Source organism: Nonomuraea sp. NPDC052634, assembly GCF_040678535.1.
GTDB lineage: Bacteria > Actinomycetota > Actinomycetes > Streptosporangiales > Streptosporangiaceae > Nonomuraea > Nonomuraea fastidiosa.
The window spans coordinates 931441-957580 of record NZ_JBFATY010000001.1 but is presented as its reverse complement, the minus strand read 5'-3'; the positions used below and the strand labels follow the sequence as shown (position 1 = coordinate 957580).

Genomic DNA, 26140 nt, shown 5'->3' with positions numbered 1-26140 from the left:
GCGCCGGCTCATGACGGCGGTGCTCAGGCACCGGCTCATGACGGCGGTGCTCAGGAGGCGGTGAGCGCCCGGGTGACGGTCAGGCTGTCCTCGTAGATGTGGTAGCGGGTGATCAGACCGTCCTCGACCGTCAGATGCAGCGCGAACGGCGACGTGTACGCCACTCCGCCGCCCCGTACGGTCTGCTTGATCACCCCGAGCACCACGGCATGCGGCCCGTCCACCAGGATGCGCTCGATCGAGGTGCCGTTCAGCTCGGGCACGTGGTGCTCGGCCAGCGACCGGAAATGCTCGGCCACCTCGGCCCGGCTGGACCGGGGACGGATCCACGGCACGGCGGGATGCCCCTCGGAAGGCCAGGAGAGCCGCCAGTCCACCGGTTCGGCGAAAAGTTCCGCCGTACGGTCGTGGTCTCCCTCGGCGATCCTGGTCAGCAGCTGGGTCACGACGTCACGGGTGCGTTCACTCATGACGGCGATGCTTCCACCTCAGGCCGGAAGCCGTCGATTACCTGGGAGGTCATGCCGGGCGGCGGCAACGCGCCCCGCCGGGCGGCTCCGGCCTCGCCAGGTCCGGCCGCTCCGCGCCGGTCCGCCGCTCCAGGCGGGTGCCGTGCGGCAGGGTGACGGCCAGGATCGTGCTCGGGATGTCCAGCTCGATACGGTGCCAGCGGCCACGCGGCACGATGGCGGCGGTGCCCGCCCCCAGCCTGACCACCTCCTCCCCGCGCCCGTCCGGACGCAGGAAGAGGCGGATCTTGCCGACCACGCAGGAGACGATCTCGTCGGCCTCCGGGTGCATCTCCCAGTGGTCGGCGTGCACGTCGTCGGCGGTCTTGGCGTGGAAGGCCGTCAGCCGCCAGCCGTCCCGGTCGCCGCCCGCGCCTCTCCTGCCCGCGCGGATCTCGCCGTCCCGGCCCAGGTGGATCTCGGACGCGAGGAGGTCGATCGGCCTCGAGCCGCTCACGTCATGTCGGGGGATCAGCGGGACGAGCGCCTCCAGTTCTCCGTTCATGCCCGCCATCCTGACGATTCCCGGCACCGAGATCGCCCGCCAAGCGTCGGGGATGTCCCGGGCATGACGCACCGATCGGCGCGCGCCCGGGGATCAGGTGAGGAGGCGGAGCAGCTCGGCCTCCTCCTCGGCGGTGAGGCCGGATTTGGTGACCTGGTGACCGGAGTCGCGCAGCCAGGCGAGCGTGTCGCGCGCGGTGTCGGCGACCGGGCGGATGCGCAGCCCGGCGTCCAGCGTGGCCGAGACGTCGCGGGCCATGAAACCGGCGTATTCCGGCAGCGGCAGCCACAGCGGCAGCGACCGCGGACCCATCCACGGCGCCACCTTGTGCTCGGTGAGGAACGCCTGGTCGGCCCAGACCAGCTCGGGCCGCACCGACAACCCCTCGGCGATGCCGGCCAGCATCTCGCCCCTGGTGAACGGGCTGGACATCACGTCGTACGGCCCGGCGAGCCCCTTCTCGGCGGCGTCGAGCGTCCAGGCGGCCACGTCGCGTACGTCGATGAGCTGCACCAGGTCGTCAGGGGAGCCGGGAGCCAGCACGGGCCCGCCGCGCGCCAGCCGATCCACCCAATAGGTGAACCGGTCGGACCCGTCCTCCGGGCCCACGATCAGCCCGGCGCGGACGATCAGCGCCGCGTCACCGGCGATCTGCTCGCACGTCACCTTCGCCGGCCCGTAGTTCTCCGGGGCGCTCTCGTCGGCGCCCGGCGCGAGCGGCTCGTGCAGCACCTGGTTGGCCTCGTGGGTCTCGGCGTAGACGCTGCACGAGGAGATCAGCGTCCAGTGCCCGGCGCGCCCCGCCAGCTCGGCGACCGCCCTGCGGACCATGCTCGGCTGCCTGGCGACGTCGATCACCAGGTCGAACGAGCCGTCCAAGGGCGACAGGCCGCCGTCCTGCGCGCGATCGACGCGGACGAACTCCACCCCCTGCGGCGGGTCGCCCGCCTGGCCGCGCGCCGCGCACACCACCTCGTGCCCGCGATCGCGTGCCTGCCGCGCGATCTCCCTCGACAGAAACCTCGTGCCACCCAGAACAAGTGTCCGCATGCCCTCATCCTGGCCCATCGAGGCAGGCGGAACCGGCCCGCTTCACTCCCAGCGCAACCCGAACCGCCGCCTCGATGGGAGGGGCGCTAGCCGGAGGCGAATCGCTGAGCGCGGTCGCGGGCCCACTGCACCATCTGCGCGGTCTGCTCGTCCGGGATCGGCGAGCCGGGCATGCCGCTCAGCCGTTCGACCTGCTCGGCGAGGCGGAGGTGCTCGCGGTGGGCGTGCTCCCTGCACGGCAGGCAGGTGACGCGCTCGGGGTGGGGCGAGGTCATCGCGTACGGCACCTGAAGCCCGCAGCCGGAGGTCACCACGGACGGCGCGTCGGGGACGCGGCCCAGCGTCGAGGCGATCACGTTGCGGAAGGCGGCACCGGATTGCAGCACCTTCTGCTCGACGTGGATGTGCGGGTCGATCTCGCGCATCGGCGGCGCACCTCCGTCAGTCCGGCGGCTCTGGAGCCAGACTAGTGCGATGGCGGACGGGCTTACGCTTCTGCTGCTTTTCGGTCACTTTCCGTGCCGTCCGATCGTTGCGTTACGCAAAGGACTGTTATGGTCGCGATAGGTGATCTGGTCGGCGCAGATCTTCCTCGTACGTCCACGCTGGGACCCTTGTCATGCACCCCTCAGAACCTGGCATCCACGAGAGCGCTCCGGACTTCGACATCCGGCTCGACAGGCAGGAGGAGGTCGTCCTGCTGTCCCTGACCGGGCGGCTTGAGGGGGTGGCGTGCCTGATCCTGCAGCAGTACCTGGTCAATGCGCTGGTGGCGCGGATCCCGCCGCTGATCGTGGTCGATCTGCGCGAGCTGGCGGCGGTGGACGAGCACGGGCGCGACGTCCTGCGATCGGCGGCGCGGCACGCCAGGGTGTCCGATGGACGGCTGATCGTGATCCCAGGGGACGGCATCACCGGCCATGGGCACGCCGGTGAGCGGGCCGGGATCGAGGTGGCGGAGTCGGTGGACGACGCGCTCGCCGAACTCGCCTGCATCCCGCGCCGGTCTTCCGGCTGACGCGGCCGAAGACGCCGGGGAGCGGTCGACGCGGCCGGCCGACGCCGGGGAGCGGTCGACGCGGCCGGCCGGCGCCGGGGAGCGGCTGACGCGATCGGCCGGCGCCGGGGAGCGGCTGACGCGATCGGCCGGCGCCGGGGACCGGCTGACGCCGTTGGAAGCGGCGGAGGATCGGCTGACACGGCCCCGGAGCGCAGGTGCGAGAGGCGTTCCGATAGCTTGCCTGATCGTGAGGCGCAGATGGATGGCACCGGGCCTGCTGGCGGCGATCGGGGTGGTGCTCGCGGCGTGGACGGCCGCGAGGGGCGGTCTCGTGGCGGCGGCCGCGATGCTGGTGGTGTACGCCGCGCTCGGCTTCGTGATCTCGCCGCTGGCGTTCCCCAGGCCGGTCGGCGCTGAGGAGGCGCGGCGGCGCAGCGCGGCCGACGGGCGGGCGATCGTCTACTGGCGTCCGGGCTGCCGGTACTGCATGCGCCTCAGGTTCCGGCTCGGCCGCGCCGCCCGGCGGGCGTACTGGGTGGACATCTGGCGCGACCCGAAGGGCGCGGCGGCGGTGCGGGGGATCACCGGCGGCGACGAGACCGTCCCGACCGTGGTGCTGGCGGGCGAGCCGCACGTCAACCCCGACCCGAAGTGGCTGCGCGACCGGCTCGGCTGAGTCCTCAAGTGACGGGTCAGCCCGCCGCCGGGCGAGGTGCTGCCCGCGCCGGCCGGTGCCGCCGAGCGTGCGTGCGTTCAACGTGCCAGGTGTGCCGGAACAGGGGAGTGCCCGCCTCCGGGCCGCTGAGCCGGAGGCGGGCACGTGTGGCGGCGAGGCGCGGGCCCGTCATGGGCCGATCGGTCCGGCCGCCTTTCAGCGGCTTCGCTCCTCGCCTTCGCCTTCTTCCTCCTCGTATTCGCCTCCTTCCGGCTCCTCTTCGGCCTCTTCCGCTTCCTCCTCTTCCAGTTCTGCCTCCTCCCCGGGCTCCTGCTCGGCGGGCTCCTCGCCCTCCTCCGGCTCTTCGCCCTCTTCCTCCTCGTACTCTTCTGGCTCTTCTTCCTCTTCCTCGGCCTGAGCCGCGCGTTCCTCTTCCATCGCCGTCTCGTGGTCCTTGACCACCTCGCCGTCGCGGATCTCGCCGCGCCAGCCCTCGCCGACGTCCTCCGGGTGCAGCAGCAGGTGCGCATTGACGTGGCGGCGGAAGTGCTTGAGCTCGAGCCGTACGCGGCGGCCCTGCGCCCGCCACAGATTGCCGGTCCGTTCGAACAGCCCCTGCGGGTGGTACTCCAGCACCACCAGTACCCGCGTCAGGTCGTCGCTCAGCTCGTGGAACGTCACCGCGCCGTCCACATGACCCTTCGGCCCCTCGGACCGCCAGATGATCCGCTGGTCGGGGATCTGCTCGACGATGCTCGCCGTCCAGCTCCGGTGCGACCAGAAGACCTGCGCCTTCCAGGTGAGCTTCTCGTCGGACTCCTGCTTGACGTTCTCCACTTTCTTCATGAACGACGGGAAGTCCTGGAACTGCGTCCACTGGTCGTACACCAGGCGGCGGGGCGCACCGATGTCGATCGTCTCGACGATGTTGGTGACCTTCTCGAAGCCGCCCTTACCGCCTTTGCCGCCTCCGGTGATCTTCTGCATGATGCTCTGCAGCCCGCCCTTGACACCGCCCTTCAGCACTCCGCCCAGGACGCTGCCCGAGCCGCCTCCGTCGTCTGAACCCGAGCCGCCCTTGCCGGTCACCGCGCTCAGCAGGCCCTTGCCGCCGTGCTCGGCGTAGTCGGTGAGGCGGCCGGTGAGGCCCTCGAGCTTGTCGCCCGCCTTGGATACCGCGCGGTTCAGCGCGGCGTGCATGAGGTTCTTCGCCTCGTCGGCGAGCCGCTCGGTCGGCAGCGCGGCGAGGAAGTCCTTGCCGACGCCCTTGACCGCTCCCGCCGCCGTGCCCGCGGCTCCCTTGGCGGCGCCGGTGACACCCTTGGCGGCGCCCGTCACGCCCTTGGCGGCTCCCGCGACCTTTCCGGCCGCGCCGGTAGCGCCCTTGGCGGTGTCCGTGACGCCTTCAGCCGCACCTTTGGCGGTGTCGGTGACGCCTTCGGTCGCGCCTTTGGCGGTGTCCGTCGCGCCTTCGGCCGCGCCGGTGGCGCCCTTGGCGGTGTCGGTGGCCTGCTCAGCGGCGCCGGCGGCGGCGCCCGTCGCCTGCTTGGCCGCATCTGCGGCGCCCTTCACCGGGCCCTTCGTGGCGCCCTTCGCCGTACCGGCGGCCCGAGTGGCCGTGCCGGTCGCCGTCCGCGTGACCTTGCCTGCGGCCGACGTCTTCTCCGTGCCTTCCTTGGCGGCGCTCGCGGCCTTGCCCGTCGTGCCTTGCTTCGCCGCACCGGCGGCCTTGCCGAGCCCGCTGACCGCACGCTTGCCCGCGCCCGCGGCCTTACCTGCCGTACGCGTCAACCGCCGTACTGTGGGGCGGCCCGCTCCCGCTCGTTCCTCAGCCACCTGTGCTCACCTCCGCACGGAGGTCCGCCGGATGGTACGCGGCTGCCGTCGCGCCCGTTCCTGCCCAGCAGGCTCTCGCTCGGTCTCGTCCTGATCCCCGGCCTCGTCGCCGGTATCGCTCTCGGGCTCGCCGTCCGAGGAGGACTCGTCGGTGGGGCCGGTGCCGTCCGCCCGCTCGGCGGGCTGGTCCGCGCCCTCGGTGGGCTCGTCCCCGCCCTCGGCGGTGGCCGGTGTCTTGAGCTGCTCGGCACGTTCATGGAGCTTGTCGCTCAGGGAGTCGACCTGTCTGCTCGCCGCGGCCTTACCGGCCTCCAGCAGGCCGCCCTTGACCTGCTCGGTGAGCTTGCCGATATCGGCCGATGAGCCCAGCGCCTTCAGCCCCAGCGACAGCAGCCCGCCGTTCCCTGAGGCCTTCCCCGCAAGCCCGGCCGCCGCCAGGAACGCCGCCGTGCGCAGCTTCCGTCGCCGCCCGAGGTAGTACCCGGCCAGCAAGGCGCAGGCGATTCCCATCTTGTTCGCCATGATCGATTTTTCCTTCCCCGAGCCGCGTCTGTGAAGGCCGACCCATCGCCGCCCGCCTGCCCTCAAAGGGGGCAAAGAACCTGAAATCAGGCGAAACTTCAGCAAAACTCGGCATCGGCCGGTCTCCGTGCCGGTGCCCGAACGGCCCGCCGCGTGGCATCGGCGGGCCTCCGTGCCGGTGCCTGAACGGCCCGCCGCGGGTCAATCGGGGAGCAGCGTCACGCAATCCTTTCGGGTGGGTCGGCACGCGTCGTGACGGCGAGCACGGGTGGGCCGGGGTGAGGAGCGGGGGCGGCCCCGCGCGGCGCCTGCCGGCCGCGGGGCCGAGCCCGGCGGCGTCGAGATGGTTGGTCGGCTCGTCGAGCAGCAGCAGGTCGTGCCCGGCGCCGAGCAGGCAGGCGGCCGTCGGCGACCCCGATGGTGCCCGCGCGGTGCACGATGCCCGCGTCCGGTGCGAGCCTGCTTGCGAGCACCTGCAGCAGTGTGATCTGCCACGGCCGTTCTCGCCGGCCACGCCCAGCCGGTCGCCGGCCGAGACGGTCACGTCCACGCCGGTCACGCGCAGGGCGGCCACCACGAGCGAGGAAAGGTCAGAGCTGACGCGGATGCGCTCAGCCGCGCCCGTGGCAGGGCGGGGCGGGCCGCGTCGTCCTCAGAGGAAGTACACATGGCATGCCGGGCACTTCACCCGATGCCGCGCACACCCGTTCGGGCCCGGCGGGAGGCGATCACGTACGCCGCGCTGACGATCACGAAGAACGGGACGCCCGCCCACCAGGCAGGCCGCAGCGGCTCGATGAACAGCGTCGAGACGATCACCGCGGCAAGGAACACCATCACCACGCCCGACGTCACGGGCGCGCCCCAGAGCCGCACCGGCGACGGCGGCAGCCCCTGGGCGGCGCGCTTGCGGCGGAACGCCTGGTGGGTGGCCAGGATGAGCAGCCACACCACCAGCGCGCCGAACACCGACACGCCGAACAGCGCCAGGTACGCGCCGCTCTCGCTGGCCGCCGACACCCCGGCCGCGAGCGCCAGGCCGAGCGCCGACAGCGCGAGCGCGTTGCGCGGCACACCCGCCCGGCTCAGCCGTCCCGTCCAGCGAGGGGCGTAGCCGTTGGCGGCCAGGGAGTGCATCATCCGGGTGGTCAGGTAGAGGTTGGTGTTGGCGCTGGACAGCGCGGCGGTGAGCACCACGAAGTTCATGATGGTCGCGGCGGCGGGGACTCCGGCGGCCGAGAACACGGTGACGAACGGGCTCTCGGTGACCGAGCCGCCCTGCGCCGTCACCGGCCACGGCACCACGGTGAGCACGATCGCGATGGCCACCACGTAGAAGAGCGCGAGCCGGGTGATCATGCGGCGGGCGGCGCGCGGGATGTCGCGTACGGGGTCCTCCGACTCGGCGGCGGTGACCGACACGACCTCGGTGCCGATGTAGCTGAACAGCACGAACACCATGGCGAGGAACAGCCCGCTCATCCCGTTCGGCAGGAAGCCGCCGTGCGCGGTCAGGTTGGCGAGGCCCGTGGCGTCCGCGCTGGGCAGGCCGACCGTCACCAGCACCAGGCCGAGCAGGACGAACACGATGATCGCCACCACTTTGATCATCGCGAACCAGTACTCGATCTCGCCGAACAGCCGCACCGCGGCCGCGTTCACCGCCAGCACGACGAGCGAGAAGACCGCGACCGGCAGCCACAGCGGCAGCGACGGCCACCAGAACTGCACGTAGATCCCGGCCGCGATCACCTCGCCGCCGATCGCGATGACCTGGATCGTCCAGTACGTCCACCGCACCACGAACCCGGCCCACGGCCCCAGATAGCGGTGGGCGATGACCCCGAACGCGCCCGCCTCGGGGTGTACCACCACCATCTCGGCCAGCGACCAGCCGATCACCATGGCGACCGCGGCGCAGATGACGTACGCCACGATCGTCGCCGGGCCCGCCTGCGAGATCGCCAGGCTGGAGCCGAGGAAGAGCCCGGTGCCGATGGCGCCGCCGAGCCCGATCATCGTGAGCTGACGGCCGGTCAGCCGGCGCTGCAGGCCGGGTGCGTTGGGGGTCGCGGGGTCGTCCACGGCGGGTGCCTCTCGGTAGGGGGGTGGTCAGCTCCTCCGATAGGAGCTGATGGCTTCGACGGCCGCGTCCACATCGGAGCGGTCGTTGTAGTAGTGGAACGACAGCCGCAGCAGGTCGCCGCGCGGCGCCGTCCAGATGCGGCGCTCGGCGAGCGCGGCGGCCAGCCGGTCGGGGGCCTGGTCGGCGATGGCCACCTGCGGGCCGCGCGCGCCCGCCGGGCTCGCCACCCGCACGCCCTGCGCGGTCAGCCGCTCGGCCAGCTCCTCCACCAGCCCGGACACGTGCCGCCGCACGTCGTGCAGGTCGATGCGCTCGATCAGGTCGAGGCCGGCGTTGGCGGCGTACGCCGACGGGATGGGCGGCGTGCCGGTCTCGAAACGGCGGGCGTCGGCGGGGAAGTCGAGCAGCCGGGGGTCGAACGCGAACGGCTGCCTGCGGCCGAACCACCCGGTCAGCTCCGGCTCGCGCTGCTGCTCGAGCCCGCCGCGCACGTACAGGAAGGCGATGCCGGGCAGGCCCAGCAGGTACTTGAGCGAGCCCGACGCGAGGTAGTCGCAGCCCAGCTCGCGCACGTCGATCGGGGTCACCCCGGCGGCCTGGTAGGCGTCCACGAAGACCCGCGAGCCCTGCTCGTGCGCCAGCCGCACGACGTCCTCGACCGGCAGGCGGGCGCCGTTGCGGTAGGTGTGCAGCGGCACCGACACCAGGCCGACGCTCTCGTCGATCAGCTCCTCGTACGCCTCCGCCGCCACGTGTTCGCCGCTGTCGGCCACCACCCGCACCCGCGCGCCGCGCTGACCCTGCGCCAGCCAGACGTGCGCGATGGACGGGAACTCCAGGTCGGTGGTGACGATGCCGGGCCGCCGCGACCAGTCGAGCGAGGAGGCGGCCTGGTATGCGGCCTCCGAGGCGCACGACAGCACGGCCACCTCGCCGGGCTCGGCGCCGATCAACCGGGCGAAACGCTCCCTGGCCCGCTCGACCTGCGCCATCCACGTCCCCCACGGGGCGCCCTCCACACGCAGCGAGTGGCCGATCTCCTGCAGCGCGTACGCCAGCCGCGACGACAGCGCGCCCTGGCTGCAGCTCGCGAGGTGCACGCAGTCGGCCAGAGAGGGGAACTCGGCCCGGAACTGGGAGGCGTTCAACATGTACGACATTTCGGGCACCTTATCCAGGGGATTTCAACCAGGTCAATAGCCGTTCAATGTGGTTGAACGACGGTAGGATCGCCGGGTGATCGGTGCCAGGATCCGGCAGCTCCGCACGGAACGCGGGCTGACCCTCGCCCAGCTCGCCGCCGCCACCGGCGTGTCCAGCGGGCTCATCAGCCAGGTCGAGCGCGACCTCGCCGACCCCAGCCTGGAGACGCTGCGGAAGATCGCCAAGGTGCTGGACCTGCCACTGTTCGACCTGTTCAAGGAGCCCGACGCCGAGGCCGTGGCCGTGGTGCGGCGCGGCGGGCGGATGCTGGTCAAGTCGCCGGCCGGCGGGATCTCCTACACGCGCGTCTCGCCCGGCCATGGCCGCCTGGAGGTGCTCGAAGGCCACCTGCTGCCCGGCGGCGCGTCGGCCGCCGAGCCGTGGACGCACCCGTCGGAGGAGTGCGTGCTCGTGCTGCGCGGGCGGCTCGTGGTCGAGGTGGCGGGGACCGAGCACCTGCTGGAGGAGGGGGACAGCTGCTACTTCGACTCCACGCTCCCGCACCGCTACATCAACCCGGGCGACGAGCCCGCCGACTTCCTCGTCGCGGCGACCCCGCCCAGCTACTGACCGGTGCGCCGTCAGGGGAGAAGCCGGTTGGGAGCAGCGGTCACTCGCCGGCCATGGCGTACAGTGCGGCGTCGGCGATGACGCCCACCGTGCGGATCACCGGCTCGGCCGCCCAGCCGCCCTCGGCGACCTCCTTGTAGCGCCGGTCGTCGTAGCCGGGGAAGAACGTGCGGGTGTACCGGTCGGCGTGCAGGATCGCGATGAGCGTCCCCGTATGGGAGTCGGGCTCCGCGCCGCCCAGCACCGCCGCCACCCGCGCCCTGATCTCGGCCCGCCCGCCAGGACGCGCCTCCGGCCACCGCTTGACGGGGAAGAAGCCGAGCGCCTTGCCGCGCGTCTCGGCCAGCACCCCGCCCGTCACCAGCCGGGTCAGCAGCCGCCGCCGTAGGCCGTGCCGTTCCAGGAGCTGGACGCACGACACGGGCCGCCTGCTCTTGGCGCCCATGAGGGTCAGCGCGGCGTCCAGCTCGTCCTCGCCGAGCCGGCTCTGGTCGCGAACGCGCAGCCTCCTGCCCGACATCTCCACCCGGCCGTGCACGACCAGCTCGGCCAGGACGGCGGCGGCGATCGCGGGATCCAGCCAGGTCATGGTGACGTCCGGCCGGCCTTCCTTGTCGTAGGCGAGCAGGAGCAGCTCTTCCGCGATGGTCATGCGACCTTCACCCTCTTCGCGCGGCATGGTGCTCACGGCGTGATCCACCTCGGACGTGGTCGCGCGGCCAGCCGGGGAAGATCCGTCGATCAAGCCGGGTGCCTTCGAGCGTCCAGCCAAACGGCTACGCGGTCAAGGGCCCGCCTCGGCGAAGGAGCGGGCGGCGCACGGGCCGGCGTGAGCGAGACAGCGCTGCGAGGGCGCGAAGCTGTGATCACTACTATGACGGACTTGTCCCTCACAGCGTGAAAACGGCGTTGTGCGGAGAGTCCATCCTCTATGCTCCGGCCATGACTTCTCCGTCCTATGCCGCTCACCCTGCGGATACTCATATTTCGGACTTAGCATCCGAAGCCCCTGAGCCGGAGGCCGAGGAGAAGGTCGGCGTCATCGACCTGCTGGAAAAGGCCGGCTCCGTCCTCGTCCCGCTCGGCGTGACCCTGTACGCGCTGCTCTACATGGGCTACCAGGCCATGTACGCGATCTTCGGCATCACGCCCGAGCAGGCCGGCATCGACCAGGCCGTGCTGCTCGGCCGGTTGCTGGGCACGATCCTGCCGCTGCTGATCCTGGGCGCGATCGCCCTCGGCCTCGCCGTCAGCCTGGGCTGGCTGCTCAACGTGATCACCCGCGGCTGGGCCGGCCGGATCGTGCAGAAGGTGCGCCGGCAGCCGTGGATCGTCGCGGTGATCGCCGCCGCCTGGGCCGGCGCCTCGTACCTGGGCTTCATGTACTTCATGACAGCGCTGTCGGGCGACGACCCCACCGCCAAGATCAGTGTCGAGGCGGGCGACGTGCTGCTCGCGGCCGGTCTCGGCGTGGTGGCGTACGTGGTGCCGTTCCGGCTGCTGCGCCGCAGGCCTGTGGGCAGGGCGGGCCTGAAGGTGCTGGTCGGCGCGCTCACCGGGATCGGACTCGGCTACGTCCTCATGATCCAGATGATCTACGGCGCGATCAACGTGCTGGAGAAGGGCGAGTCCACCGCCCTGCTCGACGCCGTCGGCTTCCAGACGCAATGGGCCAAGCTCCAGGACAGCAGCGGCAAGCCCCTGTACGACAGCCGCTGGATGATGGTGCTCGGCGAGCACGAGGGCGGCTACGCCATCTACGACTGCGACAGGGCGCTGACCTTCCGCAAGTTCTCCGAGAGCACGATCCTGACCGAGGTGCAGATGTTTCCGCCCGACAGGGAGAAGGGCTTTACCTGCGGCAGCCTCGCGGAATAGCCCGCGGCCAGGGCTTCGACGCCCGCCCGCCGGACCGGCCGGCGGGCATCGTCATGGAAAGGTCTGACGACCGCCATCCACGTCTCGGTAACCGGTCAGATTACGACAAGTAATCACCTATCGGGCTAAAGCGGTAGATACCGTGACCGTATGGCTCGCGTAGGGAGGCGTGAGGAGCCGATGCTGTCGCGCGGGACCGAGTGGCTCACCGCGTCTCACCGGCTCCAGCCGGCCGGGCCCCCGGCCACCTCGGAAATGGACGAGACGCTCGTGCGCGCCGCACGGGAGACCGGGGCCCACATCGCCATGCTCTATCTGCTCGACGCGGCCGGCGAGGTGCTGCTCATGCAGTCCCAGATGGGACTGCCGGGCCCGATGGTCGGCCAGTGGAGCAGGCTGCGCGCCGAGGCCGGCGTCCCCGCCACCGTCGCCGTGCGGCGCAGGGAACGGGTGTGGGTGCCCGACCTGGAGGAGCTGGCCCGCCGCTTCCCGGCCATGGCCTTCCTCGTGCCGTATCACTTCTCCGTGCTGGCCACGCCGCTCAGGATCGACGACCGGGTGGTCGGCTCCTGGGTGCTCATGTGGTCGTCGTCGCGGCAGCCGCGGCTCGGCTCGTACGAGCTGGAGGTCATCGACGAGGCCACCCGCCGTATGGAAGAGGTGCTGAAGGAGTCGGCGGGGGACGACCAGCGGCCCCCGGTCACCCCGCAGCCGCGCACGCTGACCCCGCTGCCGTCGCGGCCCTCTGAGGGGGCGCGCACACCCGCCGCCTTCGGCTTCGCCGACCGGCTGCGCGACGGCTGCGTCTCGCTCGACCTGTACGGCCACATCACCTACCTCAACGACCCGGCCGCCGAGATGCTCGGCGGCGCCTCCCACGGCACGCTGCTCGGCCGCGTGCTGTGGGACGCGGTGGACTGGCTGCGCGGCCCCGTCTTCAAAGAGCGCTTCCGGCACGCCGTGGTCAGCCAGCAGCCCACCACCTGCCTGCTCGGCACGCCGGGCGGCGTCACGGTCGAGGCCCGCCTGCACCCCGACCCGACGGGCGTCAGCCTGCACCTCGTGTCCACCGGCAAGCTGCCGCTGGCCGACAGCTCGGCGCATCCGCAGCCGCACCACCTGCACGAGCTGCTGCACCTGGCCGCCACCCTGACCAGGGCGCTCACCGTGCGGCAGGTCATCGAGGTGGTCACCGACCACATGATGGCGGTGTGCGGCGTGCACTCCATGGCGGTCTTCATCGCCGAGGGCGGCAGGCTGCGGGTGCTCGGCTCGCACGGGTTCAGCCGTACGTTCGTCGAGCGGCTGAACGGGATGCCGGTGGACTGCCTCACCATGACCGGCCGGGTCATGCGGACCGGCGAGGCCAGGTTCTACGGCGACCGCGAGGAGATGGGCGAGGTCTACAAGCCCGCGCTGGACGCCGACGACATGGAGGCGTGGGCGTTCCTGCCGCTGTCGCTGCCCGACCGGCTGGCCGGCACCTGCGTGGTGGCCTTCGAGCAGCCCCACCCGTTCAGCGGGGCCGAGCGCACCACGCTCACCTCCCTGGCCGGGCTGATGGCCCAGGCGCTCGACCGCGCCCTGCTGTACGAGGCCAAGGACCAGGCCGCCCACTGCCTGCAGACGAGCCTGCTGCCGCGCCGCCTGCCCGACATCGAGGACCTGGAGGCGGCCGCCCGCTACGTGCCCGCCACGCGGGGCGTCGGCGTCGGCGGCGACTTCTACGACCTCATCCGCCTGCACGACCACGCCGCCGTGGCGGTCATCGGCGACGTGCAGGGACACAACCTGTCGGCCGCCGCGCTCATGGGGCAGGTGCGCACCGCCATCCACGCCTCCGCCACCGACCCCGAGGCCGATCCGGGCACGGTGCTGCGCAACGCCAACCGGCTGCTGCTCTACCTGGACACCGACCTGTTCACCAGCTGCGTGCTGCTCCACCTGGACCTGCGGCTGCGCGCGTTCTCCATCGCCAACGCCGGCCATCCGCCGCCCCTGCTGCGGGCTCCCGGCGGCGCCGCGGAACCCGTGGAGGTACCGCCGGGCCCGCTGCTCGGCATCGACCCGGACGCGGAGTATCCCACCTTGCAGGTGCCGTTCTCGCCCGGCGCGATCCTCGCGCTGTACACCGACGGCCTCATCGAGGCACCGGGCGTGCACCTGGACGACGCCATCGCCCGCCTGGCCGCTTACCTGACCAAGGCGGGGCAGCAGCCCCTGCACCTGCTCGGAGAGACCCTGCTCGACCAGGCGCCCGCCGCCGAGCAGCGCGGCGACGACATCGCGCTGCTCCTGCTCGAACACCTGCCACGACCATGACGGGACCATGACGGAAGGAGCCTACCGACCGTTCCACCGAAGCCTGCTCCGGCTGGGGGCGGGCAGAGGAGGTCGCATGAGGCTGAGCGGGACGGGATGGCGATGGCCGTACCCCCGGTCGATCCGCGCGCGCTACACGTGCTGGGTCGGGGTGCTGTTCCTGGTGATCCTCTCGGTGGTCGCCGCCCTCGCCGTGCTCGGCATCCGCAACAGCATCTCCAAGGACGTCTACGAGGACCTGCGGCAGGACGTCGTGGGCTGGGCGAACCAGATGGTGCCCGGCCAGATACCGCGGCCCACGCCGAGCGTGCGCAGCGACTATTTGCAGCTCATCAACGCGCGGGGCGAGCTGGTGGCGGGCAACGGCTCCGGGTTGCGCATCCCGCCGCTGACCACCGTCCGCCCGCCGCCCGATGCGCGTCTCAAGGACGCCGTGGCCTGCCCCGGGGAGGGGCCGTGCCTCATGGTGGCGGTGCTGCGGCTCGACGGCAGGGTCGCACAGACGCTGTTCGGCGGCGAGGAGCACTTCGTCCTCGGCGGCAGGCTGATGCCGCCCGCACTCGCCACGCCCTACCTGGAGATCGGCTTCGGCATCGCGGTGCTGATCGCCTCCGCTGTGGCGGCCTGGGCCACGTGGATGGTGGTCGGCCGCACGCTCCGCCCGGTGCAGGAGATCAGCGCCACCATGCGCGAGGCCACCGCGAACGACCTCAGCCTCCGGGTCCCCGCGCCCCCGGGCGACGACGAGATCGCCGAGTTCGCCCGCACCTCCAACCTCTACCTCGACCGGCTGGAGAAGGCGGTGTCCGCGCAGCGCCGCTTCGCCTCTCTCGTCTCCCACGAGCTGCGCGCCCCCGTCTCCGCCCTGCACGTGCAGCTGGAGGAGGCGCTCATGTACCCCGACGAGGTGGAGCCGCGCTCGGCCCTGCGGCTGACGCTGCGCACCACCGAACGCCTCCAGGCCATCATCGACGACCTGCTCGCCTACACCCGGGTCAAGAACTCGGGCATGGCGGCCCAGCAGCAGCTCGACCTGGTCGAGCTGGTGGAGGAGGAGCTCGCGGCGCTGCCCCGCTCCGGCATCGACATCCGGCTGCACCGATCAGGCCGCCCCACCGTGATGGGCTCGCGGGTGCAGCTCCTGCGCGTGCTCGACAACCTCCTGGCCAACGCGCGCCGGCACGCCCGCACCTGCATCGACGTCTCCGTCGCGCGCTCGGACCGGCAGGCCGTCCTGGTCGTGCAGGACGACGGCGAGGGCATCCCGCCCGAGGACCGCGAGCGGATCTTCGAGCCGTTCGTCCGCCTGGAGGAGGGGCTGCGCCTCGATCCCGGCGGCAGTGGGCTCGGGCTGGCCGTCAGCCGCGAGACGTGCGTGGCGCACGGCGGCTCGCTGACGGTCGAGGACTGCCCGTCAGGCGCGCGGTTCGTGATCCGCCTGCCGGTGTACGAGCAGCCCTCGGCCGCCGACGCCGCCTGAGCCGCCCCTTCCCGGATGGCCGAGCCGCCGCTTCGGCACCGCCTTTCAGCGCAGCTTGGCCACGCCGTCCAGCAGGCGCTCCACGTCCGATGCGTCGTTGTAGTGCACCAGGCCCGCCCGCACCGCGCCGCCCGAGTCGCGGATGCCGAGCGCGCCGGTCAGCTCCCAGGCGTAGTTGTGGCCGTTCCAGACGTTCACCCCCAGCTTGGCCAGGTGCTCGGCCACCTGGCGCGGGGTGTGCCCGGCCACGTTGAAGTAGGCCGTCGCCGTCCGCCGCGCGGGCTTGCCGTACAGCGTGACGTGCGGCATGGACTCCAGGCCCGCCAGCATCTCGGCGAACAGCTCCAGCTCGTGCTCCTCCGCGGCGGCCATCGAGGCCAGCAGGCGCTCGCGGCGGGTGCCGGTGCCGGGCACCATGGCGGCCAGGTGGTCCACGGCGGCCGTCACGCCGTCCAGGTCGGCGAAGGCCGCCGTGCCGGTCTCGAACCGCTCCGGCACCGTGTCCGGCGACGACGCGAGCTTGTCCGGCCTCAGCGTCTCCAGCAGCTCGGGATCCGCGACGACCGCGCCGATGTGGGGCCCCGCCCACTTGTACGCGCTCGTGGCGTAGAAGTCGGCGCCCAGCGCCCGCATGTCCACCGGGCCGTGCGGGGTGGCGTGCACGCCGTCCACGTACACCAGCGCCCCGGCCCGGTGCGCCAGCTCGGCGATGGCGGGCACGTCGGGGCGGGTGCCGAGGATGTTGCTCGCCGCCGTGACCGCGACCACCCGTGTCCGCTCGTTGATCAGGTCGGCGTACTGCTCGACCGGCAGCTCGCCGGTGACCGGGTCGACCTCGGCCCACCGCACCGTGGCGCCGGTCTGCGTCCACGGCCGCACGTTCGCGTCGTGGTCGAGCCGCGAGACCACCACCTCGTCGCCGGGACCGGCGATGGCCTTCGACAGCCGGTACGTGAGCGTCGTCATGTTGGGCCCGAGGATGACGCCTTCGGGACGGCCGCCCACCAGGTCGGCGACGGCGGCGCGGCAGGCGGCCACGATCGCGTCGGAGCGGTGGCTGGCCGGGAAGGCGCCGCCCACGTTGCCGATCCCCGTCCGGTAGGCGGTGGCGATGGCGTCGATCACGGACTGAGGGACCTGGGTGCCGGCGGCGCCGTCGAGATAGGCGTGGCCGTCGGAGAGCGCGGGGTACGCGGCGCGTACCTCTTTGATGGGGAAAGGCATGATATCTAGATGCTCACCTGGCGCGACCTCAATCGTGCGATCTTGACTCGCCAGTATCTTTCGTCCCTTCAGGAGACGGGGTGGCGTGCCCGGCCCGTACGCGGGCAGCTGTGAGTCGAAGGGGTTCCGGCCGCTCTTGAAGTGACCGGTGTGCTCTGATTGCGTTCGGGGCGGAGGTGGGACGATGCCGCAGCTTTCCGCACTCGACGCGCAGTTCCTGCACTTCGAGACCGTCACCAACGTCGCCAACATCGCCGGCCTGGCCGTGCTCGACGGCCACCTGCTCCGCGCCGACCTGCAGGACCTGCTGCAGCGGCGGCTGCCGTACGTGCCCGCGCTGCGGCGCAAGCTCGCCCCCGTGCCCCTCGGGCTCGACCACCCGTACTGGCAGGAGGAGGACGATCTCGACCTCGACTACCACGTACGCGAGATCGGCCTGCCCCCGCCCGGCGACGACCGGCAGCTCGCCGAGCAGGTCGCCCGCCTGCACTCCCGCCGCCTCGACCGCGGCCGCCCGCTGTGGGAGATCTACCTGATCCACGGCCTGCCCGGCGACCGCACGGCCCTCTACACCAAGATCCACCACGCCGCCGTGGACGGGATCGGCGGCGCCGACGTACTGGCCGCCCTGCTCGACGTCACCCCCGAACCCGCGCCCCCGCCACCCGTCGAACCCGAGCACGACCAGCCGCCGCCCGGCCTCGCCGAGATGGTGGCGCGCGGCCTGGCCCGGCTGGCCACCAACCCGGCCCACGCCGTGCGGTTCGCCGCCGACGCCGTCCCTCACCTCGACGAGATCCCCGTCGTGTCCCGGCTGCCCGGGGCCGCCCTCGTCTCCGGAATCGCCCGCCGCCTCGCCGGTGAGGGCCACGCCCCCGACCTGCCGGTGCTGCCCGCGCCCAGGACGCCGTTCAGCGGGCCCGTCTCCGCGCACCGGCGCTACGCCTTCGTCTCGCTGCCCTTGGAGGAGATCAAGCAGGTGCGCAAGGCGTTCGGGGTCACGGTCAACGACGTCGTGATGGCGGTGTGCGCGGGCGCGCTGCGCCGGTGGCTGGCCGCGCACGGCGGCGTGCCGGCCCGGCCGCTGGTGGCCGGAGTGCCGTTCTCGGTGCGGCCGGGCGAGGGCACGGGCCGGTCGGGGGAGGGCTCGGAGCGCTCGGGGGAGGGCGCTGGGCGGTCCGGCGAGGGCTCGGGGCCGGGCAACCAGGTGGCCATCATGACGGCGCCGCTCGCCGTGCACCTCGCCGACCCGGTGGAGCGGCTGCACCACGTACGGCAGTCCATGCACCGCATCAAGGACCGCTTCTCGCTCGCGCCCGCGCGCTGGCTGCGCGAGTTCAGCGAGTCGATGCCGGCCGCGCTCATGGGACTCGCCGCGCGTTCGGCGTTCGGCCTGGTCGGCCAGGCCGCGCCGCCCATCAACCTGATCGTCTCCAACGTGCCGGGACCCCAGTTCCCGCTGTACGTGTGCGGCGTCCGGCTGCTCGGCAACTACCCCGTCTCGGTGATCACCGACGTCAGCGGCGGCATCAACATCACCGCCTTCTCCTACGACGGATGGCTCGACGTCGGCGTGGTCACCGATCGGGACATGGTGCCGGACGCCTGGGAACTGACCGACGACCTACGCGCGGCCCTCCACGAGCTACGCGAGGCAGAACCCGGCCGGCCGCATTAGCGCCGCCCGGCCGGCTCCACTGCGCCGTTCTGGGCGCGCCCGGACGGCGTCGCTCGGCGTGAGCCGCTCGCACCCCACCCTGCCCGGCGCTGTCCGGCTCGTTCCTCCTGTGCCGTTTCAGCGTGCACCGCCAGCGGCGCCCGGCTTGCCTCGCTAGCGCCCCTGGGCCCGCGCGGAATTGTCGGTGGCGGGTGACACGCTGGGTATCGGCGTGCTCGTGGGTAGGGGGTTCGAGCAAGGGTCGGTCGGCGGATGGCCGCCGTGCCCGACGAAGCGGTCAGGCCAAAGGCCGGGCGAAGCGACCGGGCGAACGCGACCGGCGGCGGAACGCGGCCGGGCGAACGGGGCCGGGCGAACGGGGCCGGGCGAACGCAGCCCGGTGAAGGGGGTGGTCAGCGGATGGCCAGGGTGCCGAGTGAGGGCTCCAGGAGGTCGAAGACGCGGCGGGCGATCTCCGTGACCTCGGCGGCCATGCGGTCGATCGCCGCGTCGTCGCCGTCCTCGGCGGTCAGCATGCGGGCCTGCAGCTCGCGGAAGATCAGCCGGTCGGCCGCCGCGAGCTGTGCCGCCACCGCCCGCGCCCCGACGGGGTCGCCGGGCATCTCGGCGGCGAGCTGCTCGGCGAGCGCCTCCTCGCGCAGATCATGCAGCTCGCGCAGGCGCGCCACCAGGGTGGGGCTCTCGGCGATCATGCGGGCGAAGGCGGGCCCGGTGAAGCCGATGATCGCGTCGTGGCGTTCGATCGCGGCCAGATACTCCCGCCGCATCGCGGCCAGCGCCGACTCCCCGGCCGGGCGGCGGGCGAGCGTCGAGGCGGGCCCGGCCACGAACTCCTCGTGGTGGTCGAGCGCCAAGTCCTCCTTACGGGGGAAGTAGTTGGTCACGGTCATCTTGGCGACCCGCGCCGCCGCGGCGATGTCGGCGATCGTCGTGCGGTCGAAGCCACGTTCCAGGAACAGTTGGGTAGCGTGGTCAGAGATGGCCTGCCTGGTCTCACGCTTCTTCTGTTCTCTCAAACCCAAGGTGTCGGTGCTCATGGCTCCAGTCTTACATAAAAACTTAGGTTCGACCTTATTTTAGGTTGACTCTTCGATCGAGAGAACCTAAAGTTAGGTGCGACCCAAGTTTAGGACGCCGTCCGTGCACGCAAGCGAGGAGAGGGTTTTGTCCCAAGCAGCAGAGGTTCTCGAACTGGACGACAACACCGCCGACGGTGTCACGACCGTCGGGGCCGACTCGGTCAAGGCGTATCTCAAGGAGATCGGCCGCGTGCCGCTGCTCACCGCAGAGCAGGAGATCGACCTGGCCAAGCGGATCGAGGCCGGGCTGTTCGCCAGGGAGCGGCTCGACACCGAGCCGGACCTGCCCGACGACCTGCGGGCCGACCTGGAATGGATCGCGGAGGACGGCGTACGCGCCAAGCAGCGCATGCTGGAGGCCAACCTGCGGCTGGTGGTCTCCATCGCCAAGCGCTACACCGGGCGCGGCATGCTCTTCCTCGACCTCATCCAGGAGGGCAACCTGGGTCTGATCAGGACGATCGAGAAGTTCGACTACCGGCTCGGCTTCAAGTTCTCCACGTACGCCACGTGGTGGATCAAGCAGGCGATCACCAGGGCGATGGCCGACCAGGCCCGCACGATCCGCATCCCCGTCCACATGGTGGAGCTGATCAACAAGGTCGCGCGGGTGCAGCGCCGCCTGGCGAGCGACCTCGGCCGCGAGCCCACGCCCGAGGAGATCGCCAAGGAGTGCGAGCTCGACGTCGATCGCGTCATCGAGGTCCAGGGGTACGGCCGCGAGCCGATCTCCCTGCACACGCCGCTCGGCGACGAGGGCGACAGCGAGTTCGGCGACCTGATCGAGGACACCGAGGCCGTCTCCCCGGCCGACGCGGTCTCGTTCACGCTGCTCCAGCAGCAGCTCCGGGCGCTGCTCGACCAGCTCACCGAGCGGGAGGCGGGGGTGATCAGCATGCGGTACGGCCTCAACGACGGCAAGCCGATGACGCTCGACGAGATCGGCCGCGTCTACGGCGTCACCCGCGAGCGCATCCGCCAGATCGAGGCCAAGACCATGTCCAAGCTCCGCCACCCGTCGCGCTCACTGGCGCTGCGCGACTACCTGAGCTGAGCGCCGCCGCCTCCGGTGTGAAAGGCTGCGCAAACGGGTCATCAAGAGTGACGCCACAGCGCTCTCAGGGCCGGGCCGTCGGCCTAGATTCCGTGGCGTGAAACGCGCCCGTTCGAGCCTCGCCCACCAAGCGACGTACGCAATCAAGCATCCGGAAAAGATCGTCCCTCACCTGCGGCGGCTGGCCCGCGACACGTGGTTCAGGCTGCGCACGCGGGACCACGTCTCCTACTACCGAGCCGTCATGCGCTCCGACACCGCCCGCGACCCCGAAGGGGCGGTCGGCTCGCACAGCCACAAGCGCTGGCTGGAGGTGGGCCGCATGCAGTTCGACTACCTCGTCGAACACGGGCTCAAGCCCGAGTGCCGCCTGCTGGAGATCGGCTGCGGCAACCTGCGGGCCGGGCACCTGTTCATCGACTACCTGCACACCGGCAACTACTACGGCATCGACATCTCGCCCGACATCCTCATCGCCGCCCAGGACACCATCGTCCGGCACAAGCTGGCCGACAAGCTGCCCCACCTGACCCCCGTACGCGACCTGCGCTTCGCCTTCCTGCCCGATGCGCACTTCGACGTCGTGCACGCCCACAGCGTGTTCTCGCACTCGCCGCTGCACGTCATCGAGGAGTGCTTCGCCCACGTGGGACGGGTGATGAAGCCGGGCGGCTGGTTCGACTTCACCTTCGACCGCACCGAGGGCAAGGAACACCACGTATTGCGCGAGGACTTCTACTACCGCACCGAGACGCTGGCCGGCCTGGCCACCTCGTACGGGTTCAACGCCACGTTCATGGAGGACTGGGAGCGCGGGCCGCACAAGCAGTCGAAGATGCGCCTGACCAAGCGCACCACCCTCTGACCTGGCCTGTCCGTCGCGGGTGAGAGTGGAGCCCGTTGCGGGCGATGGCTCGCGCCGTTGCGGCGCGAGAGGTCATGGGTGCGGCGCTCGACCGGGGCAGGCCGGGAGCAGCCAGGTGCAGGGCTCTGCGGCGCCCCGGGCCCTGCGCCGGGGCAGGTTCCAGCCGGCGGACGGGCGTTAGGGTGATCACCATGCACCGCAGCCGCGTCTACGCCCTCCTCATCGACACCCCCACCCCGGAGGCCGAGGCGGCCGCCGCCTTCTGGGCCGCGGCTCTCGGAGTCACGGCCCGGCCGCTCCCTGGTGAAGAGCAGTTCATCAGCCTCCACGGAGCCATGCCCGGCCTCATCGTCGCCGTCCAGTCGGTGGACGACGCCCCTCGCTTCCATGTGGACATCGAGACCGACGACGTCGAGGCGGAGACCCGGCGCCTGCTCGGCCTGGGCGCGGAGGAGGTGTCACGCTGGCGGGAGTGCCGTACTCTACGCGTCCCCGGCGGCCACCTCATGTGCGTGCTGCCCGTGCACAGCGACCCCGCGGTCTTCGAAGCCGAGGCCAGCACCTGGCCCTGACGGAACCCGGCCTCTCGGGGAGATAATGCGGTGCGCCCGTGCCGGGCGGCTGCCTAGGGTGGTGGCACGTGAGAGACGTACGCGCGTTGCCCAAAGCCCACCTGCACGTGCACCTGGAGAGCACCGTCCGTCCCGAGACCGTCCGCGAGCTGGGCGGCGAGCCCCTGCCCGAGGGGGTGTTCCGGAGCTTCAGGGAGTTCGCCGACCGCCGCGCCCAGATCCGCGCGCTGCTCCGCACCGCCGAGCACTTCCGCCGCGTCGCGCTGGAGTTCTGCGCCGACGAGGCCGCCCAGGGCACCAGGTACGCCGAAGTGACGTTCACCGCCGCCTCCCACGGCGAGCGGGTCGGGCAGCCGGACATGCCGCTGGCGGCCGTCCTCGACGGGCTCGCCGAAGGGCGGGAGCGGTACGGCATCGAGTGCCGGGTGCTGCTCGACCACTCCAGGCGGCGGCCGATCGAGCGGCTGTGGCGGACGTACGAGCTGGCCACCCGGCACGACGAGGTGATCGGCATCGGGCTGGCCGGCGACGAGAGCCACCCGCTCGCGCCGTTCGCCGCCGTGCTCGACGCGGCCAAGGACACCGGGCTGCACCTCGTGCACCACGCGGGGGAGGCGGCGGGGGCGGCCAGCATCCGCGAGGCGCTCGACATCGGGCACGCCGAGCGCCTCGGCCACGGCATCAGGGTCCTCGACGACGACCGTCTCGTGGCCGAGGTCCGCGAGCGCGGGATCCCGCTGGAGGTCTGCCCCACCTCCAACGTGCTGCTCGGGCTCGTGCCGTCGCTCGCCGAGCACCCGCTGCCCCGGCTGCGCGCCGCCGGGCTCGCCGTCACGATCAACACGGACGGGGAGACCGCGCTGGCCGGCGAGTACGCCCGGCTCCGCGACGTCTTGGGCTACACCGACCACGACCTGGCCGACTTCGCCAGGGCCGGCATCGACGCCTCCTTCGCCCCCGAGGCGCTCAAGGCCGAAATGCGGGCCGGCGTGGATGCTTGGCTGAAGGCGGACGCATGACCCCCGCCGCCGACGTTGCGCCGTCCCGTGGCCGTGCGCCTCGCGTGTCCGGGGCCGCGCCATCCGTTGAGGCGGTGGTCGCGTGACTCCCGTCCCTGACGGCGCGCCGGCCGCTGAGATCGTCACCGCGTTCGGGGGAGCGGGGGAGCCCGTGTGGCTGGGCGGGGCGTGGCGGGCGGGGCCGGTCGTGCTCAAGCCGGTCACCTTCCTGCCGGAGACGCTCTGGCGGGCCGAGGTGCTGGCGTCCCTGCCCGAATCGCCGCGGTTCCGGCTCGCCCGGCCGATCCAAGCGAGCGGCGGCGGTTGGGTGGTGCGGGGCTGGGAGGCGTCCCGGCTGGTGGCGGGGGAGCCGGATGTACGCAGGCCGGACGACGCACTACGCGCCGGCGCGGCCTTTCACGCGGCCGTCGCGCACCTGCCGAGGCCCGCCTTCCTCGATGACCGCGACGATCCCTGGACACATGGGGATCGGGTGGCCTGGGCGGAGCGGCCCGTGACGCTGGACGCGGCGGGCCTGCTGGAGCCGCTCGTACGGGCTCGCCGCCCGATCGATCTGCCGTCCCAGGCGGTGCACGGCGACCTGGCGGGCAACGTGCTGTTCGCCCCCGGCCTGCCCCCGGCGATCATCGACTGGCCGGTCTACTGGCGGCCCGCCGCGTGGGCGTCGGCGATCACGGTCGTCGATGCCCTGTGCTGGTACGGCGCCGCCCCCGCCCTGGCCGCCCGCTGGGCGCACCTGCCGGAGTGGGGGCAGCTCCTGATCAGGGCGCTGATCTACCGCATCGTCACCGACCAAGCCCTCCTCGGCGGGGACGGCTGGACCCGCGACCGGGTGGCCGCCTACCGCCCGGTCGCGGACCTCGCCGTCACGTACGCACAACACCCCGGCTGAGCGCCGGCACCGGCGCTCAGCCTCGGCCCCGCACCGGCCCCAGCCATCCGGACAACCTCGGAAAGCGAAAGCCCCGGGAGGCGGGAAGCCCCCCGGGGCCGGAAGCACCAGAAGCGCCTGGTCAGCCGCGCGCGACCTGAACGACCGCCGCGCCCAGCGGATCCAGCGCCACCTCGCCGGACACCTGACGCCCGGTGAGCAGGTCCGTACCGCTCACGTCCACGGCCACCGACGCCCCCGACTCGGCGCTGTGGTTGAGCAGGAACACGTACTCGTACGCGTCATCGCCCCGCACCGAGCACTCCACGTGCGCAGGCACGCCCTCGAAGCGGGAGCGCACCCCCGACTCGGCGACGACCCGCGCCACCGTCTCGTCGAACGCCTCCTGCTCCAGCAGCGTCGCGAAGTACACCACCCGCCCGGCGCCGAACCGGTTCTCGACCACGGCCGCGCGCCCGGCCAGCAGCCCGTCGGCGTACGTGGCGAGGGCCGTGCCCGTCTCCAGGTGCAGGTCCTCGCGCCACCAGGTGGAGGCGGCGCGCCGCCCGTCGGCGAACTCCACGGTGAACGACTCGTGCGGCCGCGCCGGCCAGTACTCGTCGATCTTCGCGCCGATGAGCCGCCGGAACGCACCGGGGTAGCCGTCCGGCCTGACCCGGTTGTTCGCGTCCACGACGCCGGAGAAGAACGACATGATGACGGTGCCGCCGTCCTGCGCGAACTTCTCGATCCGGGCCACGCCCGCGTCGTCGATCAGGTACGCGTTCGGCACCACCAGCACCTTGTACCCGTCGAGTGAGGAGGCGGCCGACACCACGTCCACGGCGTGATGCCGCTCCCACAACGGCGTGTAGTGCCGCATCACCGTGTCGGTGTAGCTCCAGTCGTTGCGCGGCAGGCCGAAGACCTCCTCAAGGCCCCACCAGCCGTCCCAGTCGAACAGGATCGCGATGTCGGCCGACGAGCGGGTGCCGGCGACCGGCGCGAGCAGCTTCATCTCCCGCCCGAGGTCGGTGACCTCCCTGAACGTCCGCGACTCCGGCCCGGAGTGGGGCAGCATCGCCGAGTGGAAGCGCTCCTGCCCGCCCCTGCTGGCCCGCCACTGGAAGAACATCACCGAGTCGGCGGCCCGCGAGACCGCCTGCAGCGAGCCGAGCCGCATCCGCCCCGGCTCCTTGACGACGTTGAGCTTCCACTGGCTGACCGCGCTGGCCGCCTGCTCCATCAGCATCCACGGCTGACCGCCCTTGAGCGAGCGGAACAGGTCGTAGTTGAAGGCCGCCGACACGTGCGAGCCGGCGTCGGCCGGATCGGGGTAGATGTCGAGCGCGGCCGCGTCCTCCTCCTGCGCCCACTTCCAGTAGTCGGCGTGGCGGAAGAAGCGCATGAAGTTGGTCATGACCGGGATGTCGTCGCGGAACGAGCGCACGATGTCCCGCTCGGCCTTGAAGCACTCCAGCAGCGCGTCGGAGGTGAAGCGCTTGAAGTCGAGGCGACGGGTGGGGTTCATCCACGTACGCGGGATGTGCGGTACGTCCACCTGCTCCCAGTCGGTGTAGACCTGACCCCAGAAGCGGGTGGTCCACGCCTCGTTGAGCGCGTCCAGCGTGCCGTACTTGCGCTTGAGCCACTCGCGGAAGGCCACCGAGGCGGCCGGGCCGTACGACGTGGGCCCGTACTCGTTGCTGATGTGCCACATCGCCAGCGCCGGGTGGAACGAGTAGCGCTCGGCCAGCTTGGTCGTGATGCGCGCGGCGTACTCGCGGTAGATCGGCGACGACGGGTCGTAGTGCAGCCGGTTGCCGAACCCGAACGGCTGGCCGTCCTCCCTGATCGGGAACACCTCGGGGTGCAGGTGGGTCAGCCAGACGGGCGGCGCGGCCGTGGGCGTGGCCAGGTTGACGCTGATGCCGTTCTCGTGCAGCAGGTCCATGACCTCGTCGAGCCAGCCGAACTCGTACGTGCCCGGCTCCGGCTCAAGCGACGCCCACGCGAAGACGCCCAGGCTGACGATGTTGACGCCCGCCTGCCGCATGAGCCGGACGTCCTCTTTCCACACCTCCCGGTCCCACTGCTCGGGGTTGTAGTCGCCGCCGTAGGCGAAACCGCCGACACGTCGCCTGAAGGCTTCCATGCGGTCC

The 26140-nt window shown here is 71.9% G+C and carries 24 protein-coding genes; 12 read left to right on the top strand and 12 right to left on the bottom strand.

The window, feature by feature from the left end; all coding sequences use genetic code 11:
- Positions 1-50: 50 nt before the first annotated feature.
- The 4 genes from AB0K67_RS04500 to AB0K67_RS04485 all read right to left on the bottom strand — a co-directional run bounded on the left by AB0K67_RS04500 (position 51) and on the right by AB0K67_RS04485 (position 2489).
- Positions 51-470: a nuclear transport factor 2 family protein gene (locus AB0K67_RS04500; RefSeq protein ID WP_364052735.1), complete on the bottom strand. Its 420-nt coding sequence runs from the start codon at positions 468-470 to the stop codon at positions 51-53.
- A gap of 49 nt (positions 471-519) precedes the next feature.
- The gene (locus tag AB0K67_RS04495) at positions 520-1014 is read right to left on the bottom strand and encodes a cupin (protein WP_364052732.1); all 495 of its coding nucleotides are present in this window, start codon (positions 1012-1014) and stop codon (positions 520-522) included.
- A gap of 93 nt (positions 1015-1107) precedes the next feature.
- A complete protein-coding gene (locus AB0K67_RS04490; RefSeq protein ID WP_364052729.1) occupies positions 1108-2064 on the bottom strand; it encodes an NAD-dependent epimerase/dehydratase family protein in 957 nt (318 codons plus the stop codon).
- A gap of 86 nt (positions 2065-2150) precedes the next feature.
- Positions 2151-2489 carry a hypothetical protein gene (locus AB0K67_RS04485; RefSeq protein ID WP_364052726.1) on the bottom strand — a complete coding sequence of 113 codons (339 nt, stop codon included), beginning with the start codon at positions 2487-2489 and terminating at the stop codon, positions 2151-2153.
- A gap of 194 nt (positions 2490-2683) precedes the next feature.
- Between AB0K67_RS04485 and AB0K67_RS04480 the strand changes: the two genes are divergently transcribed.
- Positions 2684-3082: a hypothetical protein gene (locus AB0K67_RS04480; protein WP_364052723.1), complete on the top strand. Its 399-nt coding sequence runs from the start codon at positions 2684-2686 to the stop codon at positions 3080-3082.
- Positions 3083-3311: 229 nt separating this feature from the next.
- Entirely contained in the window at positions 3312-3740 is a 429-nt protein-coding gene (locus AB0K67_RS04475) for a glutaredoxin domain-containing protein (RefSeq protein WP_364052720.1), read from the top strand.
- Positions 3741-3935: 195 nt separating this feature from the next.
- On the opposite strand, the gene AB0K67_RS04470 is transcribed toward AB0K67_RS04475, so the two are convergent.
- From AB0K67_RS04470 to AB0K67_RS04455, 4 genes are all read right to left on the bottom strand, one after another.
- Entirely contained in the window at positions 3936-5510 is a 1575-nt protein-coding gene (locus tag AB0K67_RS04470) for an SRPBCC family protein (RefSeq protein WP_364052717.1), read from the bottom strand.
- Between the two features lie 51 nt (positions 5511-5561).
- Positions 5562-6077: a hypothetical protein gene (locus AB0K67_RS04465; protein WP_364057590.1), complete on the bottom strand. Its 516-nt coding sequence runs from the start codon at positions 6075-6077 to the stop codon at positions 5562-5564.
- A gap of 684 nt (positions 6078-6761) precedes the next feature.
- Positions 6762-8162, bottom strand: a complete 1401-nt coding sequence (locus AB0K67_RS04460; RefSeq protein ID WP_364052714.1) for an amino acid permease — start codon at positions 8160-8162, stop codon at positions 6762-6764.
- A gap of 27 nt (positions 8163-8189) precedes the next feature.
- On the bottom strand, positions 8190-9323 hold the full coding sequence (locus AB0K67_RS04455; protein WP_364052711.1) for an aminotransferase class V-fold PLP-dependent enzyme: 1134 nt from the start codon (positions 9321-9323) through the stop codon (positions 8190-8192).
- 76 nt (positions 9324-9399) lie between these two features.
- On the opposite strand from AB0K67_RS04455, the gene AB0K67_RS04450 reads away from it, so the two are divergent.
- A complete protein-coding gene (locus AB0K67_RS04450; RefSeq protein WP_364052708.1) occupies positions 9400-9936 on the top strand; it encodes an XRE family transcriptional regulator in 537 nt (178 codons plus the stop codon).
- A gap of 40 nt (positions 9937-9976) precedes the next feature.
- On the opposite strand, the gene AB0K67_RS04445 is transcribed toward AB0K67_RS04450, so the two are convergent.
- Positions 9977-10588, bottom strand: a complete 612-nt coding sequence (locus AB0K67_RS04445; protein ID WP_364052705.1) for a GPP34 family phosphoprotein — start codon at positions 10586-10588, stop codon at positions 9977-9979.
- Positions 10589-10878: 290 nt separating this feature from the next.
- On the opposite strand from AB0K67_RS04445, the gene AB0K67_RS04440 reads away from it, so the two are divergent.
- The 3 genes from AB0K67_RS04440 to AB0K67_RS04430 all read left to right on the top strand — a co-directional run bounded on the left by AB0K67_RS04440 (position 10879) and on the right by AB0K67_RS04430 (position 15616).
- Entirely contained in the window at positions 10879-11814 is a 936-nt protein-coding gene (locus tag AB0K67_RS04440; RefSeq protein ID WP_364052702.1) for a hypothetical protein, read from the top strand.
- Between the two features lie 150 nt (positions 11815-11964).
- Positions 11965-14136 carry a SpoIIE family protein phosphatase gene (locus AB0K67_RS04435; protein ID WP_364052699.1) on the top strand — a complete coding sequence of 724 codons (2172 nt, stop codon included), beginning with the start codon at positions 11965-11967 and terminating at the stop codon, positions 14134-14136.
- Between the two features lie 76 nt (positions 14137-14212).
- Positions 14213-15616: a HAMP domain-containing sensor histidine kinase gene (locus AB0K67_RS04430; RefSeq protein ID WP_364052696.1), complete on the top strand. Its 1404-nt coding sequence runs from the start codon at positions 14213-14215 to the stop codon at positions 15614-15616.
- Between the two features lie 45 nt (positions 15617-15661).
- On the opposite strand, the gene AB0K67_RS04425 is transcribed toward AB0K67_RS04430, so the two are convergent.
- Entirely contained in the window at positions 15662-16840 is a 1179-nt protein-coding gene (locus AB0K67_RS04425; protein ID WP_364052693.1) for a cysteine desulfurase-like protein, read from the bottom strand.
- Positions 16841-17024: 184 nt separating this feature from the next.
- Here AB0K67_RS04425 and AB0K67_RS04420 point away from each other — a divergent pair, with 184 nt between their 5' ends.
- Positions 17025-18518, top strand: coding sequence for a wax ester/triacylglycerol synthase family O-acyltransferase (locus tag AB0K67_RS04420; RefSeq protein ID WP_364052690.1), 1494 nt, complete (start codon positions 17025-17027; stop codon positions 18516-18518).
- Positions 18519-18910: 392 nt separating this feature from the next.
- Here AB0K67_RS04420 and AB0K67_RS04415 read toward each other — a convergent pair whose 3' ends face one another.
- Complete coding sequence (locus tag AB0K67_RS04415) at positions 18911-19555, bottom strand: TetR family transcriptional regulator (protein ID WP_364052687.1); 645 nt, start codon at positions 19553-19555, stop codon at positions 18911-18913.
- Between the two features lie 76 nt (positions 19556-19631).
- Between AB0K67_RS04415 and AB0K67_RS04410 the strand changes: the two genes are divergently transcribed.
- The 5 genes from AB0K67_RS04410 (at position 19632) to AB0K67_RS04390 (ending at position 23999) form a co-directional block, all read left to right on the top strand.
- Complete coding sequence (locus AB0K67_RS04410) at positions 19632-20651, top strand: RNA polymerase sigma factor (RefSeq protein ID WP_364052684.1); 1020 nt, start codon at positions 19632-19634, stop codon at positions 20649-20651.
- A 97-nt stretch (positions 20652-20748) separates the two neighbouring features.
- Complete coding sequence (locus tag AB0K67_RS04405; RefSeq protein ID WP_364052681.1) at positions 20749-21516, top strand: class I SAM-dependent methyltransferase; 768 nt, start codon at positions 20749-20751, stop codon at positions 21514-21516.
- Positions 21517-21707: 191 nt separating this feature from the next.
- Positions 21708-22088, top strand: a complete 381-nt coding sequence (locus AB0K67_RS04400; protein ID WP_364052678.1) for a VOC family protein — start codon at positions 21708-21710, stop codon at positions 22086-22088.
- A gap of 68 nt (positions 22089-22156) precedes the next feature.
- Complete coding sequence (gene add / locus AB0K67_RS04395) at positions 22157-23107, top strand: adenosine deaminase (RefSeq protein WP_364052675.1); 951 nt, start codon at positions 22157-22159, stop codon at positions 23105-23107.
- Positions 23108-23189: 82 nt separating this feature from the next.
- Positions 23190-23999, top strand: coding sequence for a TIGR02569 family protein (locus AB0K67_RS04390; protein WP_364052672.1), 810 nt, complete (start codon positions 23190-23192; stop codon positions 23997-23999).
- A 121-nt stretch (positions 24000-24120) separates the two neighbouring features.
- Here AB0K67_RS04390 and AB0K67_RS04385 read toward each other — a convergent pair whose 3' ends face one another.
- Positions 24121-26133, bottom strand: a complete 2013-nt coding sequence (locus AB0K67_RS04385) for a beta-galactosidase (protein WP_364052669.1) — start codon at positions 26131-26133, stop codon at positions 24121-24123.
- Between the last annotated feature and the right edge of the window lie 7 nt (positions 26134-26140).

Coding starts and splice junctions, on each gene's coding strand:
- AB0K67_RS04500 (WP_364052735.1), bottom strand. CDS start 470: ATGAGTGAACGCACCCGTGACGTCGTGACCCAGCTGCTGACCAGGATC.
- AB0K67_RS04495 (WP_364052732.1), bottom strand. CDS start 1,014: ATGAACGGAGAACTGGAGGCGCTCGTCCCGCTGATCCCCCGACATGAC.
- AB0K67_RS04490 (WP_364052729.1), bottom strand. CDS start 2,064: ATGCGGACACTTGTTCTGGGTGGCACGAGGTTTCTGTCGAGGGAGATC.
- AB0K67_RS04485 (WP_364052726.1), bottom strand. CDS start 2,489: ATGCGCGAGATCGACCCGCACATCCACGTCGAGCAGAAGGTGCTGCAA.
- AB0K67_RS04480 (WP_364052723.1), top strand. CDS start 2,684: ATGCACCCCTCAGAACCTGGCATCCACGAGAGCGCTCCGGACTTCGAC.
- AB0K67_RS04465 (WP_364057590.1), bottom strand. CDS start 6,077: ATGGCGAACAAGATGGGAATCGCCTGCGCCTTGCTGGCCGGGTACTAC.
- AB0K67_RS04455 (WP_364052711.1), bottom strand. CDS start 9,323: ATGTCGTACATGTTGAACGCCTCCCAGTTCCGGGCCGAGTTCCCCTCT.
- AB0K67_RS04445 (WP_364052705.1), bottom strand. CDS start 10,588: ATGACCATCGCGGAAGAGCTGCTCCTGCTCGCCTACGACAAGGAAGGC.
- AB0K67_RS04440 (WP_364052702.1), top strand. CDS start 10,879: ATGACTTCTCCGTCCTATGCCGCTCACCCTGCGGATACTCATATTTCG.
- AB0K67_RS04435 (WP_364052699.1), top strand. CDS start 11,965: ATGGCTCGCGTAGGGAGGCGTGAGGAGCCGATGCTGTCGCGCGGGACC.
- AB0K67_RS04430 (WP_364052696.1), top strand. CDS start 14,213: ATGAGGCTGAGCGGGACGGGATGGCGATGGCCGTACCCCCGGTCGATC.
- AB0K67_RS04425 (WP_364052693.1), bottom strand. CDS start 16,840: ATGCCTTTCCCCATCAAAGAGGTACGCGCCGCGTACCCCGCGCTCTCC.
- AB0K67_RS04420 (WP_364052690.1), top strand. CDS start 17,025: ATGCCGCAGCTTTCCGCACTCGACGCGCAGTTCCTGCACTTCGAGACC.
- AB0K67_RS04415 (WP_364052687.1), bottom strand. CDS start 19,555: ATGAGCACCGACACCTTGGGTTTGAGAGAACAGAAGAAGCGTGAGACC.
- AB0K67_RS04400 (WP_364052678.1), top strand. CDS start 21,708: ATGCACCGCAGCCGCGTCTACGCCCTCCTCATCGACACCCCCACCCCG.
- AB0K67_RS04385 (WP_364052669.1), bottom strand. CDS start 26,133: ATGGAAGCCTTCAGGCGACGTGTCGGCGGTTTCGCCTACGGCGGCGAC.